Origin of the sequence: Latilactobacillus graminis DSM 20719 (genome assembly GCF_001436415.1) — a bacterium.
Lineage (GTDB): Bacteria > Bacillota > Bacilli > Lactobacillales > Lactobacillaceae > Latilactobacillus > Latilactobacillus graminis.
Map to the genome: position 1 here is coordinate 1 of NZ_AYZB01000058.1, position 20,061 is coordinate 20,061.

Below are 20,061 nucleotides of genomic sequence, written 5' to 3' on the forward strand. Positions count from 1 at the left end.
AGAGCGCATGACTGTTAATCATGATGTCGTCAGTTCGAGCCTGACAACCGGAGTCATTAAACGGTTGAGATATTTCAATCGTTTTTTATTTCGGCCCGTTGGTCAAGTGGTTAAGACACCGCCCTTTCACGGCGGTATCATGGGTTCAAATCCCGTACGGGTCATCGTTAATGCCGGCTTAGCTCAGTTGGTAGAGCATCGGTATCGTAAACCGAGGGTCACAGGTTCGACTCCTGCAGCCGGCATATCATTAGCATATATTGTCCTATTAAGCATTGTGGTTACTGGAATTGCAGTAACTACGATGCTTTTTTCGTATATTACTTGGCCTGCCCATGAAGTAATATAATGAAAAGGATGGTTGACATTACAGCATATCCTCTAAAAACATGATGGGTATCCCTCGTTTAAAAGGATCGTGTGTCTTTAATTGATGAAAAAATGCTGAAAGTCATTCGGTTAATATTGAAAAAAGAATTGATTTAAGATTAAAATAAGATTATAATAGCCTTTATAGATTCTAAGCGAATGATAAGAGATCTCTTGTATCGGCAAGTCGATTCAATTTAGTAACTATCAAATTCTTAGTTTCCGTAATAATAAAGTTTTAAAGTGGGGTATTACAATGGAAGATAAACAAGAAAAAACATTCTTTGGTCAACCGCATGGGCTATCAACACTGTTCTTCACTGAAATGTGGGAACGTTTTAGTTACTATGGGATGCGTGCAATTCTATTATTCTATATGTATTTTGCTTTAGATAAGGGCGGTCTTGGTTTTGACAAGACAACAGCGATGTCAGTAATGGCAATCTATGGTTCAATGGTTTATCTAGCCAGTGTTGTTGGCGGCTGGTTAAGCGATCGAATCTGGGGAAGCTTCAAAACCGTCTTTATTGGTGGTGTATTGATTATGTTGGGACATATTGCGTTAGCAATGCCAATGGGTGCAGCAGCTTTATTTATTTCAATTGCTTTGATTGTTGCAGGAACTGGGCTATTAAAACCAAATGTTTCTGAAATGGTTGGTAGTTTATATAGTGAAGATGATCGTCGTCGAGATGCAGGTTTCAGTATGTTTGTCTTCGGAATTAACTTAGGTTCATTCATTGCACCCATTATTGTCGGTGCAGTTGGGCAGAAAATTAATTTCCATTTAGGCTTTTCGTTAGCCGCTGTTGGGATGTTTTTTGGTTTAATTCAATATTACCGCGGTCGCTCGCAGTTTAGTAAAGGCAATTCAAAACCTACAGATCCAATAGCTGCAGATGAATTATCAAGTGTAATTCGTAGAATTATTATTGGTTTAATTGCAGTTGTGATAATTGTTGCTGCAATGCAATTTACAGGTAACCTAAATATTGACAATATTGTCTTGATTATTTCAATCGTTGCGATTGCGTTACCGATTATTTATTTCTACCGTATGTTAGCTAGCAAAAAAGTTACTAAGAAAGAACGTTCACGTGTGTTGGCGTATATTCCGTTATTTATTGCTGCTGCTGTTTTCTGGGGAATCGAAGAATCTGGTTCCGTTGTCTTGGCGTTATTCGCAGAGGATCGAACGGTACTACACATCGGTCATATGAGTTTGGCTGCTTCGTCGTTTCAATCATTGAATCCGCTATTTATTATGCTTTTAACGCCGCTGTTTGTGTGGTTGTGGAGCACATGGAAAAAACAACCATCAGCGCCTGGTAAGTTTGCGGTAGGATTAATCTTCGCCGGTTTATCATACATGTTCATGGCACTTCCTGGGTTATTAAATGGAACAACTGGTCGAGTTAGCCCATTTTGGCTTATTGGTTCATGGTTCATCGTTGAGATTGCTGAAATGTTAATTTCACCAATTGGTTTATCAATTACGACTAAATTGGCACCAAAAGCGTTCCAAGCACAAATGATGAGTATGTGGTTCTTAGCAGATGCTGCAGGGCAAGCGGTTAATGCACAACTTGTACGTTTATATTCACCACAAACTGAAATTAGATATTTCTTAGGGATTGGGATTGTGAGTGCCATTTTTGGTATCATCTTAATCTTCTTCGTTAAACCCATCCATAAATTAATGGAGGGTGTCAATTAAATTAAAAAAAGTCTTGATTATTTATGCAATAATTGAGACTTTTTTTGTATTTTGGGGTTGATTTTTAGTTGATTATTTTGTAAACTAATATAGTTGAATCGATAAGAGGAAACGTATGGAGGAGTAGCGAAGTGGCTAAACGCGGCGGACTGTAAATCCGCTCCTTCGGGTTCGGTGGTTCGAATCCACTCTCCTCCACTTGATTGGGCTATGGCCAAGCGGTAAGGCAACAGGTTTTGATCCTGTCATGCGCTGGTTCGAATCCAGCTAGCCCAATACTTTAAAGACATCTTACATAGATGTCTTTTTTTTATTCAGAATTGACTTTCAACTGCTAGTCCGGTATTCTTGAGGCAATCTTAAAAGGGGTGGCAGAATGAAAATTGGATTTATTGGTGTCGGTAACATGGCACAAGCAATGATTAAAGGGTTAGTGAAAGCTGATCAAATCGCAACAGCGGATATTTTAGTGCATGGCGGACATCCAGCGAATTACGCGGATTTTGTGGCTGAACAACGGGTTACAGCTGTTGCAGATAACAATTCAGTGGTTGAACAAGCCGATATCATTTTTTTAGCGGTAAAACCTTACATTGTGCCACAGGTTCTAGCGGAAACAAATGCGGCTTTTAAAGCACATCAACCATTGATGGTTTCAATGGCAGCCGGTTTATCGCTTGATAAATTAGCAGAACAATCTGCCGCAGATTTACCAATTTTACGCATCATGCCAAACGTCAACGTGGCCAACCGTGCAGGGATCACAGCTGTTGTTGGGAATGAACAAGTCAATGCAGACCAATTGGCTCGTGTGAAGGACGTCCTTGCTCAACTCGGTGGCGTGGTTGAAATCGGCGAAAAAGATTTCACAACCTTCAGCGCGTTGGCTGGGAGTTCACCAGCGTTTGTTTATCTATTTATTGATTCGATGGCCCGAGCGGGCGTTAAACATGGCTTAACGAAAAAGGCCGCAACTGAGATTGCAGCCCAAGCTGTTTTAGGCAGTGCTCAAAACGTGCTCATGAGTGATGTTTCACCTTGGGATTTAGTGGATCAAGTTTCTTCACCAGGTGGGACAACTATTGCTGGTTTATTGGCAATGGAGGAAGCCGGCTTAATGACGGCAGTGGTCAAGGGCATTGACGCAACAATTGCCAAGGATTTAGAAAGCCAGAAATAAAGTAGCTTCGAGCGTGGTTGTCTGATAATCGCAGCTAAACGCAAGATGATATGTTTAACAACACGTTTAAAAAGCGGGGGATTCGATACCTTATTGAGTATCAAATCCCCCGCTTTTTTTGCGTTACGCCTTTGTAAAGTGAACCATTGAATGGCAGAGTTGGTGGGTGAGCAAACTACTTTCTGGTAAGACTGGGTTTGCGCCATTGGTTTCAAGGGCAGTAATAAACGCATTAATCATTGGCGCAAATCCGCGGGTTTCTAATGTGGGGGTCCAATCAGCCGCAGTTTGAATGCGACTGCCTTCTGCCGCTTGTGTTGTGTAGTGCGTCAGATTATCGACGGTGAATAACCCGTGCGGGGTTTGGAGACTGGTGATTTCTTGATTGGTGCCACTTTGCATGTTTAAAGTGGCACTGATTAATTGGCGCGGTGTTTCAATCGTTAATTGCGCGAGTTGTAAATTGCCGTTTGCATCCTGCTGACAGTATGGTCGGATTTTGTAATTGGTACCTAGTGAATCAGCCAAGAAAAGCGCCGTATCGATAGTGTGAATCATCAGGTCATAAATGGCAAAGGCAGTTGGTTGACGCGTAGCTACGCGTGTTTTAGTGACGTTAATCAGCTGCTTATCAGGTAAGTTATTTAATTTCTGTAAAAATGGGGCAAAGCGGCGGTTGAAACCAACCGTTAAGAGACGTTCTTTGCTAGCCGCGAGTTTGTATAACTCGGCGACTTCCAGAGGATTTTCACTTAGCGGTTTATCGACAAAAACGTGTAAACCATTGAGTAAGGCTTGTTTAACATACTGATAGTGGGTCGCAGTTGGCGTGTGAATAAAAACTGCATCAAGTGGCTGTTCAAGTAATGCGTCAAATGACAAGCAGCCACGTTCTAAATGATATTGCGCTTGCAGCTGCGCTAATTTAGCTGGTTGACGGGTACATAAGACCCAATCAACTCGGTCTTGCAGCTGCGCCATTACAGGTAAATATGCTTTTTGGGCAATGTTTCCAAGTCCAATAACACCGATTTTTAGCATCAATAAACTCCTTAATATGAATGAATAAATATAGTATAGCAAATTAACAAGAAAACGGTTCAAAGTTTAGTCAGAATCCCTTGTTTTTTTGGTCTATACCATTTATACTAAAGGTAATTTAAAGATAGAGGTGGATGGATAATGGCAGTAAAAGTATTAAAACATGCGGTAATCTATACAGGTGATGACGTTATCGAAGATGGTTATATTCGTTTCGATGATAAAATTTTGGCAGTGGGCCCAATGTTCGACTACAAGGCACAAGCTGGCGAAACGATCCAAGACGTCAAAGGTAAGACAATTATTCCTGGCTTCATTGACGTTCACTGCCACGGCGGGTATGGGTTTGATGCAATGGATGGCGATGCTGACCAAATCGACGAAATGGCAACTAAGATGATGCAAAACGAAGGGGTCACGACTTTATTTGCAACAACGATGACGCAATCAAACGAAAACATCGCCAATGCCATGCGTGGGGTTAGAGCGGCAGCTGAAAAAAATCCATTAATTCAAGGGGTTCACTTGGAAGGGCCATTTATCGCACCCATCTTCAAAGGAGCGCAACCAGAACAATTTATTAAAGATCCAGATGTTGATTTGTTGGACGAATGGAACAAGCTATCTGGCAACCGCGTGCGTTTAATTACTTATGCACCAGAAGATCCCGGTTCAAAAGCATTCGAAGACTACTGCTTAGCACACAACATCGTCCCTTCGGTTGGTCACAGTAATGCAACCCGCGAACAAATGCTCGAAAGTAAAGCAACGCACGTCACACATTTATACAACGCGCAACGTGAATTTAAGCATCGCGAACCTGGTGTGACAGGGCATGCAATGCTAGAAGACAACATGTACGCTGAATTAATCGCCGATGGCTTCCACATCGTCCCGGATATGATTAAATTGGCGTATGAACAAAAAGGGGCAGAGCGCATCGACCTGGTTACTGATTCAATGCGTGCTAAAGGGATTGCAGAAGGCGAAAGCGAATTGGGGGGCCAAAAAGTAATCGTTAAAGACAAACAAGCGCGCCTCGAAGATGGCACTTTAGCCGGATCAGTGTTAACATATATCGATGCCTTCAAGAATATTCAAACATTTACGGGTTGTGGCATTTTTGAAGCTGTGATGATGTCAAGTGTTAACCAAGCTGAAGAATTTGGCTTGACACAAAAAGGTAAATTAGAAGAAGGTCGGGATGCTGATTTCAACCTCTTAGACCATCAGCAAAACTTAGTCGCAACTTACAGCTTTGGAAACGGCTATCAACATTAATAGTTAGGAGTGTGTCCCATGGAATCACCTGTTTATATTCAAATTCATAATCAACTTAAAAAGGATATTGAAGCCGGCAAGTGGTCGATTGGAGATCGAATTCCTTCAGAACGGGAGCTTGCTTTAAATTTCGAAGTCTCACGAATGACATTACGGCAAGCCGTACAAACATTAGTTGACGAAGGGATTTTGGAACGTCGGATTGGGGCTGGGACATATGTCGCTAACCAAAAGGTGCAAGAAAAAATGTCCGGCGTCACTAGTTTTACTGACTTAATGACTGCCCAAGGTAAGCAGCCATCCAGTAAAACCATCTCGTTTCATATTGCCAACCCATCGCTTAGTGAAGCTGAAAAGCTCCAATTAAAAGATGGTGAGCAGGTCCTCCGCATGGAGCGGATTCGTTATGCCGATAACATGCCAATCTGTTTTGAAGTGGCAACCGTGCCGCAAAGCTTAGTTGCCGATTTCAGCAAAGCTGAAATCACGTCGTCATTCTATAAAACATTAGCCGAAAAAGGGGGCTATGAAATGGGCGGTGCCCAACAGACCGTCTCAGCTCAACTTGCCTCAGAACGAATTGCCGAATATCTCGACATTAAGCGCAATGGCTCAATCTTGAAATTACGACAAGTTTCCTTCTTATCAAACGGTGAACCTTTCGAATATGTCCGCACCCAATATGTAGGCGAACGATTTGAATTTTATTTGGAACGGTAAAGCAAAAGACCTAATTGAGGAATTTACCTTGGTTGGGTCTTTTTTAATACTGATTATAAAAATATTAAGTTTATTTCAATCTATCTAGACAATATGGTAAGGTGTTAATAGTGCTTTATTTTTGATAAAGGTGGAATTCAGAGTGAGAAATAATAGCAAAAAAATAAATATGTTAACATTAGGTATCACAGGATTCTTATTATTATTGAATCGAATTATGCTTTCGAATGTAACAGTTCCAAACGAAAGTGGAATGACATATCTTGTCTATACATTGATTTTAGCGCTTAGTATTTTGGGAACAAATTTTGTACCATTATACTTTGGGTATCATCTAGAGTATTTTAAAAAAATAAAACTATCTAAAATACTTTTATGGCTGACAATTAGCTATTTATTTGCCAGTATGGTATCAGTTTTATTTGGCTTTTTAATATTTAAAAATACGGATATTAGTTTTTTTTGGATGTTGTTTTTTCCAATTAGTCAGGGATCGTATCCATTTGCAACAGCGACGGTGGCGGTATTCATCATCTTGCCATTATTATTTAAACTCTTTTCAAGATTAAATTCACATCAGCTGAAGCAGTTATTGGTTGTTCTGACGATAATTTTTATTGGTGCACCAACTTTATTTGGAAAAGATATCTGGTCTTTTCAAATGGGTGGCATGCTTATTCTTAATATCTATTTAGTTTTAATCGGCTATGGGATTCAATATTTTAGATTTAACACACAATCTCATTTATTATTAAAAACCGCTCTAAGTGGTTTTATCTATTTTGGAATGACAATTATTATGCGTACTGTCTCATTCTCAATCCATGGTGATTACGGGACGATGAATCGATTCAATGTTCCATACTCACTGTTTGCATTTATATTTTCAGTTTATATATTTAGTTGTCTTGAAGGATCACGAATTGATTTTAAGATTAAACTGAATTATGTAGCTGCCTATTTAGTGAGTGCTGTGATTGTATCAACTCAATTTGTTAATATCTCCAATATTACTCATACTTTGAAAATAGCAGCGGTATTACCACCTCTTGTTTGGTTATTTAAAATAGTTGTCAATTTAGCTATATTATTCCTCTGTGTCTGCATATTAACGGTCGGTATTGTGTTGATACATAGGTTAAGTTTTATGCAACGATGGCTTGATAGTAATTCAAATAAATCATTAAGTGATATTGGAAATTGGATTGAATTAAAACTTAAAAAAAATGCTAACTTAATCGCAGTAATGGTTTCATTTTATTTTATTACGGTGGTTCAAATTGAAACGGTAGCAATTATTATTGCATCTAATAATGGTACGCTTAGTTTGAATAGTTTACTAAGCTACTTTTTTAATGGTCAGTCAGCACTTATTTTGACTACGATTATTATGACACTAATTTTCTTCTTATTATTTTTGATAACTAATAGATTCTGGTATTCTTATGGATTTTTATTTATATTAGAATTAATTGTGACAGTGTCAACCGCGTTGAAAATAATATTACGGCATGAACCAATTTTGCCGACTGATATGGCAGCGTTGAAGAATATTGTGGATATTGTGAACATGGTCAGTCCAATCGTAATCACGCTGGGGTTAATTGGTGTTGTAATCAGTTTAGTGATTGTAGTTATTTTACAATTGAAATATGGTAAGCATTTTAACGTTAAAATCAGCTTTAGGAAGCGAATTATCAGTGCTTTTTTAATTTTATTGATGTTAAGTGGACTATTCTTTGTTAATCACGCTAATGCAATACCATCAAGAGTTTTCGCGTTATTTAAAATTCAGAAATTGTTTTATGATCAAGAACGTGGCGCGCAAAATAACGGCCCAATTCTTCAATACATCAATAATCTTGATGTTTCAATAATGGAACGACCAACCGGGTATTCTGAGACAACAATTCACAAGATAATGAAGAAATACGATCAAGAAGCCTTAAAAATGAATCGATCAAGAGCTAAATGGGCTAAAAACCAAACTGTTATCTTCGTGTTGAGTGAGAGCTTTAGTGATCCAAGTCGTGTTCCAAATTTAAATGTCTCTAAAACGCCGATACCTAACGTATTGAAGCTTAAAAAACAAACAACTTCGGGGTTAATGATGTCTTCAGGATATGGTGGAGGAACTGCTAATATGGAATGGCAAGCATTGACGGGATTAAATTTAAGTTCATTATCACCAACACTTGCGACACCATATTCACAACTAGTGGATAAAATGGCAGTGAACCCGAATATTACGAACTTGTTCGATCAAAAAATAGCTATTCATCCGTATAATGCTGGTTTGTACAATCGACAAGCGGTATTCAAAAAATTTGGTTTTCAAAAATTTTATTTTGATGGTAGTAAGACCAATAAATTGAAATATAAAGATACCGTAGCATCTAGCCCATACATTTCAGATCAATCAGCTTATAAAGAAACTGAACGATTAATTTCTAAAGATAATCGTAAAACGCAGTTTATACAATTATCAACAATGCAGAATCATTTACCGTTTGATGTCAATTCGAATGTTGGTTCAGATGGTGTGACAGCTTCAGGTGGGGCGATTGGTGATAATATTGTTGCAGTAAACAACTATATTCAACGATTACAGGACACCGACGCAGCTGTTAAGGAATTTATCCAAAAACTTGATCAAAATGAACGACCTATTACGGTTGTTTGGTATGGCGATCATTTACCAGCTATATATTCGGGACTTTCGATGTCAGAGTATGCGATTCCGTTGCACCAAACGGATTATTTTATTTATAATAATAAGGCAGCTAAGAAAAACGCTAAACGACATCAGCTTGTTGCGCCATATTCATTTAGTGCACTGGCACTTAGTCAGGCTAATATTAAAACGACCCCATATTATGCATTGATAGCGGAAGTTAGCGATAAAGTACCAGCGGCAGTATCCAACCCGGCGACAACGGAGGGAAACACTTACAATGGTACGCAAGTCTTCATAAAACGTAAAAATAAAGTACTTAATCGAGAACAGTTATCCAATCATCAAAAAACAGTTATGAGAGATTATCGGTTGATACAGTATGATTTAGTAGCAGGCAATCAATATTCTGCTAAATGGGCAACACAAAAGGTCGATAATCATAAAAATTAATCAAAAAAATACCCGCTATATTCTTAGTATAATTTAGGATATAGTGGGTATTTCTGTTAAGGGTTAGCTAAAAACTGTAACTAAAAAGAAATATAAAACTTACGATATTTCTGCTATCATGTTAGTTGTTTATGTGTAAATTAAGGAGATTAAAATGAAGAATATTTTGCAAAAAACAGTCCTGGTTAGTGCGGTTGGATTAGTAACGATGACTACCCATAAAGCAATTGCTGCTGACACAATAAAGGATAACTCCGTCGCAAGTAAATTGAGCTCAAAAAGTAGTTCGACCTCTAGTTCATCGACTATCTCAGAAAACAGTTCAACTTCTAGTTCTGTAACCAGCTCGTCAATGGAAAAAGAAGTTGATAAAAAACAAGTAACTAGTTCGGAATCAGTTCTTAATAATGAAACTATTTTAAAACAGAATACGGAAATGGGGCCTGGTTACTATACAGTAGCAAAAAGCCGTATGTTAATGTCGAGTTCAACCGATACGCAAAGTTTTATTGATGGAATTCGTTCAGGCGCTATCGCGGGTTGGTCAAAATATGGGGTCTTACCTTCTGTATCTGGTGCACAAGCAATCCTTGAAAGTGGTTGGGGGCAATCACTCTTATCAACGCAAGCTAATAACTTATTTGGTATTAAAGGCGATTATAATGGTCAATCAGTGTTGATGCCAACTCAGGAGTATTATAACGGCCATTGGATCACAGTCAATGCGCAATTTAGAAAATATCCTACTTGGAATGAAAGTATCGAAGATCATGGTCGCTTTTTAGCTGTTAACTCACGGTATAGTAACTTACTAAGGAAATCGAATTATAAAGAAGTCACGAGTCTCCTGCAAAGCGATGGTTATGCAACCTCACCAACTTATGCAGCAAGTCTGAATCGAATTATTGAAGAATATCACCTATACGACTGGGATAACTCGGTTATCAATGTAAATGTTGCTGATTTGAACAGTGCTGTTGTTAGCGGGGATACATTGCAAGTTTATGGATGGCATGCTACAACGAATGCCACAAATGAGAAGAATAGTTTTCTGTTCTTGTTAGATGCTGATAGTAAGGCTGAAGTAAAACGCTATAGGATTCAGCGTAAGAATCGGCAAGATGTTAAAAATGCTTATCCTAATGTTGCAGGTGCATTAAATTCAGGCTTCAATGAAAAGATCCCATTAACTGCAGATATGTACGGGAGAAGTTTTGTGCTCATGTCTAGATATGCCAGTGATTATAATGGTAATTCAGGGATAACCGATTATTTATTCAATCGAGTTATCAATGTGCCTAATGTAATGGCTGCTTGTTTGGATAATCTATCGATTAAAAATAATAAGATTAAAATTAAGGGTTGGCATGCAACAAGTTCATCTAGAAATGCGAAAAATAGTTACTTAATTCTGATGAATACCGCGACTAATCAAGAATATAAGCGATATAAAATTTCGCGCGTTACGCGGATGGATGTTGCCGCTGCCTATCCTAAAATTTTAAATGCTGGAAAGAGTGGCTTTGAAGTTGAAATTCCGGTGACACGCGATATGCAAGGTAAAAGCTTTAAAGTACTTTCTCGTTACGCAACCCAAGATAATGGTGAGGGTAGTTTGAGTGATGTTATCTTTAATAAGGTTATAACAATGCCAAAGCAAAAAAATGAAAACAAAGCAGATCTTGATGAGGGCTGGGTAGATGGTTCGCATGTTCATGTAAAGGGATGGCATGCAATTGATGATATTGCGAATAAGCCTTATCATACCTTAATTTTTATGGACGCGGCTACCAATCGAGAAGTTCATCGAACAAGCGTAAAAAATATACAACGTCCCGATGTTAATCACGTTTATCCCAATATCGCTAATTCGTTGAACAGCGGTTATAGTATGGACGTAAATGTAACAAGTAAAATGAAAAATAAAACACTATACGTGATTAGTCGCTATTCCAAGGATAGAACCGCCGATAGTCAATACCTGGATGTTCAATTAGGCCATAAGATAAAGCCAGTCATTAATAAAACTAGAAATAGCAATAATGGTCATTTGGATATTCAAAAAAATAGTGGGCACACTCTGAAACTGAAGGGATGGCATACAAGTAATGACTCTAAGGGGAAACAATATCATTATTTAATACTTATGAATCGTAAAACGAATACAGAAATTAAACGAGTTAAAGTGGCAAATACTAAAAGAATAGATGTCCAAAAAGCTTATCCAAACGTTTATAATTCATTAAATAGTGGCTTTTCAACGACAATTAATGTAACAAATGATCTAAAAGGAAAACAAGTATATGTATTAAGTAGATATACAAATGATCCAGCAGGAAATTTGAATACTATTGATTATTGCTATGGTCAAACAACATTAATTAAATAAAATGCTACTCGGTATCGACTTCTAATTAATTAAGAAGAATGGTACTGGATAGCATTTTTATTTAGAAATCTAAGGTAGGACAAATAATAGTTAATGAGATAAATAAAGCTATTTAAATTTTATTTAAGATATGTTACATTTTAATTGTATTAAATTGGGGGAGGAAAAATTTTGAATAAACGATGGACAAAGATAGTAGTGGGGATAACATTATTTTCGGTAGTGGCTTTATTAGCCAAGATGGACGAAGTCAATGCTGCAGAAGTATTGACTCCGAGTCAAATGAAGTCGCAATTAACCGAACAGGATACAAAAGAAGCAACGCCAATTGGTAAGACTGATCAAACCAATACATCAGATAAAGATGACGTCGGGATGCCAATTGATTCCAAGGCTAAGTCGCAACAGTCAAATGAGTTACGTTCAATATATCCGGATGTAAATAGTTATATACTAAAAAATAACTTTCAACATCCAGATGTTACACAAGAATTACATGCTTTTTCAATGTTTAATTATAAAACATCTGATAAAAAGCCGACTGGAGTAGTCATTCACTATACAGACAATCCTAATAACTATAGTGCTCGGAATGAAGCCAACTATGAAATTAATGGTGGTTGGCAGTCTGCTTTTGTGCATACGTTTATTGATGCGGGTACAATTCTCAATATTCATAATACTGATTTTGGTGCTTGGGGATGTGGTCCAGTTGGAAATAAGTATTTTACGCAGTTCGAAATGGTGACAGCTCGCAATTTTAATGATTTTGCTAAGACAACCAGTTATTCAGCGTGGTATACAGCTTATTTATTAAAAAAATATAATTTAACACCAACACTTGCTCAGGCACATAATGGTGTTGGAACTATTTGGACGCACCACGATGTAACACAATACCTTGGTGGCACAGATCATACAGATCCAGATGCTTATTTTGCTAAGTATGGTTATAGTACGAGCCAATTTTTTGGTTTAGTAATGCATTATTATAATCAGATGAAAGTAAATATCGGTGATTTGAACAGTGCAACTATTAGTAATAATAATTTACATGTAAGAGGGTGGCATGTATCATCTGATTCAAAGAATAGACAATTTAGCTATTTATTTTTAATGGATGCAAATAACGGCAGAGAGTTAAAACGGTATAAAATTGATCGGAAGAATAGAACAGATGTCAATAATGCCTATCCGAATGTTATTAATTCATTAATCTCTGGGTTTGACGCTAATCTGACACTTACACCAGATCTATACGGGAAGAAAGTTAAGGTTATGAGCCGGTATTCTAGCGATAGTGCGGGTAATGCTAATTCGGTAGATTATCAATTTAAAAAAGTAATTTCTATTCCAGAATTAACGGCAGCTAGTTTAGATAATTTTTCAATTAAAGGAAATAGTATCCAAATTAGAGGATGGCATGCTTCAAGTTTTTCATCAAAAGCACGGAATAGTTACCTAATTTTAACGGATAGCAAAGGTAATGAATACAAACGATATAAGATTAGCAGGTTACAAAGACCGGATGTAGCCAAAACATACCCCAATATTCCTAATTCGGGTATGAGTGGCTTCAAATTAACGATTCCGATTACGAGGACAATGAGTGGTAAAACATTTAAGGTTATTTCACGATATGCCACACAGGTAGACGGTGAAGGATTAGTAAATGATTGGCGTTTTAATAAACAAATTACGTTGCCTAAAGTAGCAAATGAGAATAAATTTAGCATGGATCAAGGTTGGATGGATAATAATCAGATTCATATAGCAGGTTGGCACGCAATTGATGACATCGTGGCTAAGCCGTTCCATACATTAATTTTTATGGATACGATAACCAATAAGGAATTATATAGAACATCTATTAATAATAAAAAACGAGTTGATGTACAAAAAGCATATCCTGAAATTGCTAATTCATTAAATAGTGGGTTTAATGTTGACGTTAAGCTGAATAATAAACTAAGAAATAAAAGCATCTATGTGATTAGCCGTTATTCGGCTAACAGGAATGCTAATAAAGACTATCTGGATGTTAGGTTAAGCCGTGATATCCACCCTATTAGGATGAATAACAGCGCGACAAACTTAGCTATTTTAGATAAATTCAAACAAAGTAATAATATTTTAAATTTAAAAGGTTGGCATGCAACTAATGCGGCTAAAGGTAAAAAATATCATTATTTGATTTTGATGGACAGAAATACAAATTCTGAAACAGGTAGAGTGATGGTCTCCAATACAGCACGTCCAGATGTAAAAAAAGCGTATTCTAATATTTACAAAGCTGAAAATAGTGGTTTCGTAAAGTCAATTACGTTGAATAATGTAAGTAAGGGGAAGTATTTGTACGTTATCAGTCGCTATACGAGTGATCGTAAAGGAAACCGAAACTACATTGATTATATTTTTGGACAAACGGTACTAACAAAATAAAATATAAAATTAAACGAATCAGCATTTTGTGTTGATTCGTTTTTTTAATTTAATGAGAATTCTAATATAAGTAATAGATGAGTAATCAGTATTTTGGGGTTATCAACATTTAGTTTACGAAATCAAAATATTTTTGAAGTTTTGTAGTATAAATTATACGAAACTAAAAATATAAGATTTAATGTTAGAGGAAAAAAATCTTTTCATTCAAAAGTAACTCTAGTATCATTAATAAAGGTGCCTTTATAAGGGGATGTTTTAATGAGAATAAAGAGGAATGCCAACGGAGTAATACTGATCACTACTGGATTATTTATATTGACAAGTGTTTTGACATTATATTTTAGTAGTATTAAGGATGGAACCATTTTTTTGGGGGCGGATAAGGAGTTTCATCTTGCAAGAATTGATACATTAAGTAAACTATTAGTTTCCGGAAGATTATATACAGGTGTTAATCCGTATATGTTGAACCATTATGGATATGGGAACTCATTATTTTATCCTGATTTTTTGTTGTACATACCAGCTATTCTTCATAGTTTAGGATTGAGTCTGGCTAAGTCATACGTTCTTTTTTTAAGCTTATTAAACTTTTCAACTTTGACATCAGCTTTTCTTGCTTATTTTTATGTCAAAAAAAGTTACAGAGGGGCATTAATATTTTCTTTTTTCTACACCTTTTCAATGTACAGATTAATTGATTTAATTTTAAGAATGGCGGTTGGAGAAGCACAGTCATTTATTTTTCTACCATGGGTTCTTGTTGGTATTTGGGAAATTCTAGCGGGAAATCAGAAACGGTGGACTATTTTAGCTATTTCAATGACCTTGATGTTAATCTCAAACATTAATGCGACAATAACCACAGTTATTATGCTAGTATTTATAATCGTTTTTAATTTAGCAAAACTAATAAATAATAAAAATAAGGTAATTCAGCTGATTAAAGCAACTTTGTTAGCAACTGGTTTAAGTGCCTTTTATTTATTACCATTATTAGAGCAGTTTTTTGACCAAAAATTTTATGTTAATTCGCATCCAACTTTAGACGTAACACCGTCAATGATTTCACTAAAATTGCTGATAGAAGAATCCTTTCATAATCAAGCTCATGCAATTGGGATTGGAACGGTTTTAATAGTTTGCTGTGTTGTTATATTAGTGCGTATTAATAAATTATCGTATTTTGAGAAAACGCTATTTATTACTGCTTTGCTATTTTTAATCGCTTCATCGACGCTTGTTCCTGGCTCTATTTATGATAATACGCCGTTGCATATAATTCAATTTACATATCGGTTATATGAGCCTGTTACTTTGATGCTAGCTTTTTGTAGTGCAGCTATTTTGGGGAAAATTCATAGTGCAACTATTTTGAGTTTGATTATATGTATTCCAGTGCTTATTACCGTGAAAACTACGATGGGATATCATCAGAAAGGATACATGAGCTATTTACAAGTTAATCAAATAAGTTGGGAAAAAGATCCTAAGTCAATTGGTGGTTTTGCTGAATTTCTTCCTCAAAATGCAGAAAGATTTAAGAATTTTTATGTTAAGAAAAGAGAAATTAAGTACAATAAGAGTAATAAGTTCATGATTAATAATGTAAAGTTTAAAAATGGGAAAACTATTTTTGATTTTAATGGGACTAATAGAACAGAACTAAGATTGCCAATTATTTATTATAAGGGATATCAAGCAGAGCTTATAGGCGGAAATGGAGAGGTTGGGAAACCATTTTTAAATAATCAGGGTTTAGTAAGTATCAGGGCGAAAGGAAAAGGAAGAGTTTCTGTCCAATATAGGGCAACACTCTTGCAAGTCTTAGGTACAGTAGTGTCAATAGTCGTTTTAGTCTCAACAATTATTGCTACGTGTATTGGAAATCGATGGCGTAAGAACGAGGAGAATTTGAATGAAAGTAATTAATCGAATTACAATTACCATAATCATCTTATTGCAAGTGTCATTCTTCTCAATTATTGAGACCACACCAAGAATGTTTCTATTAAACTCAACTGTTTATAAGACATTAACCATATTTTTGGTGATATGTTTATTGATCTGTAATATTATTTTTAATTTTGACAGATTAAATAAGCCGAGAAGATATCATTTCATGTTGTTTATAGTAGTCTCAATAATGACGTATTTACTTGTTTTATGGGGGTCACAGGGAGCATATCAACAGAGTGTAATAGTCACTTTAAAAAATAGTTATATTTATTTTATGTTTGTACTATATCTATTATTGGTCTTTTTCTTTAATGACGAATTAGATACTAACTTCTTGTTACAAGTTATTAAATATACAGGTGCTATCTATTCTGTGATGCTAATTGTACAGGCAGCTCTTTTCAATCGCGGAACAACCTTTTTAGATTTGGGAACATATGGATTGAATCCAATCTATGATAGTTTTGGGCCAATATTTCACTTCATAAGAATTGCAAATGCTGCTGACTTCATCTCTTTTGCAATGCTAATGACAGGTATTGATACGTTACTCTGCAGAGATAAAAAAAGAATATTAATTAATAGTGGGTTATTACTAGTAAACTACTTATATATTGTATTTGTTTCGGGAACTAGAATGTATATGATTGCCGATACGTTAATTTTTTTGGCGTTAATTGTCATTATGGCAGTTAAAAAATATAAGGGTCTAATATTTGGATTACTTACTGTCATAACGGTTAGTGGTTTTATGGGGATTCCGTTGCTAATCAATTCATTCATTGGTGGAAAACGAAAATTAAGTTTTGACATGCGACTTGGTGAAATCCAGTATTACGCTGATAAAGTTCTCCATAATGGCTGGTTTGGTCTAGGTTTTCCAGATTCTAAAAGGTATGATCAATTATTACATGGACCGGCAAATAGTCATGTTTTGATGGCTAATGCGAATTATTTTATTGAAGATGTCGGTATCTTAGGAATAGTCGTTGTTTTCGGAGTTTTAGGCCTTATTGGGTTGATTTATTTTGGATACTTATTAATAACAGCTTTTATCCAGGCACATGGTCGGTATAAGCAAGCAATTTTACTAATTATTTTATACTTAGCATCTACTGTTGCAACGTTATCACTATTGGATCCGCAAAGAATATTTTATCTATTCTTTATTATCTATCTAATAGAATACTTAACAAATCATGTGTTATCAAAAGACTTGGAGGAAATACAATGAATTTATCAGTGCATTCACACAGCGTAAAAGGGTTATTAAAAGGAATGTTAAGCTCGTGGCGATTATTTGTTATTACATTGGTCGCATTTGCGGTTGTCCTTGGGGCAGGATCTTATGCGTACGGTCATAAAAGTGTGGCGACTAACACTTACAGTGCGACATCTAAAGTATTATTAACACCAAATAATAAGAAGACACTCGACGGTGGCAGTTTACAGTTGTACTTAAATACTGAAAAGGCAATGCTCGGCTCGGACTCTTTTGCGAACAATGTTGCAAAGCAAGTAACTAATAAAGAGGACTTTTCTAAAAATGAAGTTACTAATTATCAGGTTGAAAGTGAAAACGGGACTTCTATTTTGAGTATTACAGCGACAGCTAGTTCTGCTCAAAAAGCAAAACAGATTAGTAATTTTGTTTTAAAGGTAGTGACTAATGCCTCAAGTGAACAGTTACAAGGTGGTAAGGCTACCGTGGTTGAAAAAGCTAACACAGTCAAGGTATTAGGTGGACAAAGTAACCGTAAGTTGTACATTGTTACTGGATTAATCGCAGTTATTTTAAGTTTCATGGTTCTTTTTATTCGTATATATTTCGATAATCGAATTTATGATTTTGAAATTGTTAAAAATGCCTTTCCAACAGCGGTTTTTTATGAACCTGGTGATGAAAATGAGTTTAAAGAAAATATTGCGCGCATTTATAAAGGGTTAGAACAGAGTGAAAATGCTATTGAAGTTGATATAACAATCTTTGATGGCTTTTCAAAAATCGTATCATTACTGAATAAGGTTGGTACTACTAACGTTTATAGCAATCAGAAATTAATATTGCCAGATGGTATGACTCAAATGCCCTTAGATAGCTTATACGAACAGCATGATGCAGAATTGAATGTCATTGATGCTTCTGAAAAAATGGTGATGGGCGTAAGTAAAACACAAATTTTAGTATTTGATGAAAATAATTGTACTAAAAAGCAATTATTGAAAGTGATACAAGAACTTAAACAGATTTCCAATTTCGAACTAGTTGTTATTGGTTTAAAGTGAGGTCTTAAATGGAGAAATTAGTTGTAGTCATTGTTACTTATCGGCGTAGTTTCACTGACACGCCAAGTGCCGATCTATTATTAAAGTATGCTAGGAATAATCAATTAACGTTGGTGATTTATGATAATGAAAAAGTTGGTGCTAAAATCATCGGCAAAAATATTATTAACATTCAAAATAATAGTAATAAAGGGTTAGTAAAAGGATACAATGTTGCATTAGAAGCTGCTATAGACAAGGGTATTCAATGGTTGTTATTGCTAGATCACGATACAAAACTATCCACAGATTACTTTGATGAATTATTCGCTAAATTGGATTCGAAGCAACCTGCTAAAGCGATTTTACCAACAATCATTAGTAATGAAGTAACCGTGTCCCCTTTAGAGTCGGATAAATATATTTCGTTAAGGACAAGTCAAGTGTTGCAACCGGGACAATTTAATGGTCAACTAATGGCTATTAACTCTGGAAGCACATTATCTGTCGAAGCTTTACAATCAATCGGCGGCTTCAATGAAGCATTCCCGCTTGATTTTCTAGATCATTGGTTGTTCTGGCGACTTAATCAAATTGCTCAGCCTTATTTGCTTTTAGAGACACAGCTTAAACATTCATTATCAGTTCAGACACCAAACACAATGTCAACAACTCGGTATGCTAGTATTTTAGCGGGTGAAACGTTGTACTATAGCCAGTACAATATTGAGGAGTTTAAGAACTATCGAAAGCATCTATTGTTAAGAATTGCTAAACAATTCTTGAAGTTTAAGAATCGACAGTTATGGCGAATGTCGCTTAAAACACTTAGTCAATTGAGAAGGGGTAAATGAATGATTTCAGTTTGTATGGCAACTTACAACGGAAAACGCTCAATTCGTAAACAGTTACAATCAATTGTTAAACAACTATCGGCTGACGATGAGATTATTATTGTCGATGATTCGTCAACGGATGAGACAGTGGCGATTATTGAGGCAATATTAGCAGAGCATCCTGTTACACATCAGGTGATTATCAATAGTAGCAATAAAGGACCAATCGGTAGTTTTGAAGTAGCACTTCAAAAGGCCAAAGGAGACTATATTTTTTTGTCAGATCAAGATGATATTTGGTTTGACAACAAGGTATCGGCTGTGATGCGGGTATTTAGAGCTGGCGCTCAATTAGTGGTTCACGATGGGACAGTAGTTGATGGTGATGGCAATGTAATCGATATATCGTGGAATCATTATAACCATAATCAAACAACGCAGTCGATTATGAGTAATATTGTTAAAAATGGTTATACAGGTGCAATGATGGCCTTTACTAGGCAAGTCAAAGAAGCCGCTTTACCGTTCCCTAAATCCATTGTAATGCATGATCAGTGGTTATTTCAGGTTAGTAAATTAAGAAAGCTTAAGATTACGTCCATTGATGAGCCATTAATGTATTATGTAAGACATGGTAATAATGTCACTGGTACACGTAAAAGAAAGAAGTCAGAACAATTAATTGATCGTTTAAATATGGTAAAATGTCTAATGTATGTAAATAGAAAGTGA

General features: G+C 36.0%; 13 protein-coding genes and 4 tRNA genes. 16 read left to right on the forward strand and 1 reads right to left on the reverse strand.

Features of this window, described 5'->3' with window-relative positions; all coding sequences use genetic code 11:
• Positions 1-92 precede the first annotated feature (92 nt).
• The 6 genes from FC90_RS07050 (at position 93) to proC (ending at position 3,266) form a co-directional block, all read left to right on the forward strand.
• Positions 93-164 (forward strand) — tRNA-Glu (locus tag FC90_RS07050).
• Positions 165-172: 8 nt separating this feature from the next.
• Positions 173-245, forward strand: a tRNA-Thr gene (locus FC90_RS07055).
• A 380-nt stretch (positions 246-625) separates the two neighbouring features.
• Positions 626-2,086 carry a peptide MFS transporter gene (locus FC90_RS07060; RefSeq protein ID WP_057908545.1) on the forward strand — a complete coding sequence of 487 codons (1,461 nt, stop codon included), beginning with the start codon at positions 626-628 and terminating at the stop codon, positions 2,084-2,086.
• 117 nt (positions 2,087-2,203) lie between these two features.
• A tRNA-Tyr gene (locus FC90_RS07065) sits at positions 2,204-2,284 on the forward strand.
• 6 nt (positions 2,285-2,290) lie between these two features.
• Positions 2,291-2,362, forward strand: a tRNA-Gln gene (locus FC90_RS07070).
• A gap of 100 nt (positions 2,363-2,462) precedes the next feature.
• Positions 2,463-3,266, forward strand: coding sequence for a pyrroline-5-carboxylate reductase (gene proC, locus FC90_RS07075; protein ID WP_057908546.1), 804 nt, complete (start codon positions 2,463-2,465; stop codon positions 3,264-3,266).
• Positions 3,267-3,389: 123 nt separating this feature from the next.
• Here the strand turns inward: proC and FC90_RS07080 are convergent, their stop codons facing one another.
• Positions 3,390-4,307, reverse strand: a complete 918-nt coding sequence (locus FC90_RS07080; protein ID WP_057908547.1) for a Gfo/Idh/MocA family protein — start codon at positions 4,305-4,307, stop codon at positions 3,390-3,392.
• 141 nt (positions 4,308-4,448) lie between these two features.
• On the opposite strand from FC90_RS07080, the gene nagA reads away from it, so the two are divergent.
• The 10 genes from nagA (at position 4,449) to FC90_RS07130 (ending at position 20,061) form a co-directional block, all read left to right on the forward strand.
• Positions 4,449-5,588 (forward strand): N-acetylglucosamine-6-phosphate deacetylase, encoded by a 1,140-nt coding sequence (nagA, locus tag FC90_RS07085; RefSeq protein ID WP_057908548.1) that lies wholly within the window; start codon positions 4,449-4,451, stop codon positions 5,586-5,588.
• Between the two features lie 18 nt (positions 5,589-5,606).
• On the forward strand, positions 5,607-6,308 hold the full coding sequence (locus FC90_RS07090; RefSeq protein ID WP_057908549.1) for a GntR family transcriptional regulator: 702 nt from the start codon (positions 5,607-5,609) through the stop codon (positions 6,306-6,308).
• A 142-nt stretch (positions 6,309-6,450) separates the two neighbouring features.
• Positions 6,451-9,435: an LTA synthase family protein gene (locus FC90_RS07095; RefSeq protein ID WP_057908550.1), complete on the forward strand. Its 2,985-nt coding sequence runs from the start codon at positions 6,451-6,453 to the stop codon at positions 9,433-9,435.
• Positions 9,436-9,589: 154 nt separating this feature from the next.
• The gene (locus FC90_RS07100) at positions 9,590-11,824 is read left to right on the forward strand and encodes a glycoside hydrolase family 73 protein (RefSeq protein ID WP_057908551.1); all 2,235 of its coding nucleotides are present in this window, start codon (positions 9,590-9,592) and stop codon (positions 11,822-11,824) included.
• A 171-nt stretch (positions 11,825-11,995) separates the two neighbouring features.
• On the forward strand, positions 11,996-14,266 hold the full coding sequence (locus tag FC90_RS07105) for a peptidoglycan recognition protein family protein (RefSeq protein WP_057908552.1): 2,271 nt from the start codon (positions 11,996-11,998) through the stop codon (positions 14,264-14,266).
• A 318-nt stretch (positions 14,267-14,584) separates the two neighbouring features.
• Positions 14,585-16,201 (forward strand): YfhO family protein, encoded by a 1,617-nt coding sequence (locus FC90_RS07110; protein ID WP_151886723.1) that lies wholly within the window; start codon positions 14,585-14,587, stop codon positions 16,199-16,201.
• 214 nt (positions 16,202-16,415) lie between these two features.
• Entirely contained in the window at positions 16,416-17,462 is a 1,047-nt protein-coding gene (locus FC90_RS07115) for a hypothetical protein (RefSeq protein ID WP_151886724.1), read from the forward strand.
• Positions 17,459-18,514 carry a YveK family protein gene (locus tag FC90_RS07120; protein WP_057908555.1) on the forward strand — a complete coding sequence of 352 codons (1,056 nt, stop codon included), beginning with the start codon at positions 17,459-17,461 and terminating at the stop codon, positions 18,512-18,514. The genes FC90_RS07115 and FC90_RS07120 overlap by 4 nt, the downstream gene beginning before the upstream one ends.
• Positions 18,515-18,522: 8 nt before the next feature.
• Entirely contained in the window at positions 18,523-19,347 is an 825-nt protein-coding gene (locus FC90_RS07125; protein WP_057908556.1) for a glycosyltransferase family protein, read from the forward strand.
• A complete protein-coding gene (locus tag FC90_RS07130) occupies positions 19,348-20,061 on the forward strand; it encodes a glycosyltransferase family 2 protein (protein WP_057908557.1) in 714 nt (237 codons plus the stop codon).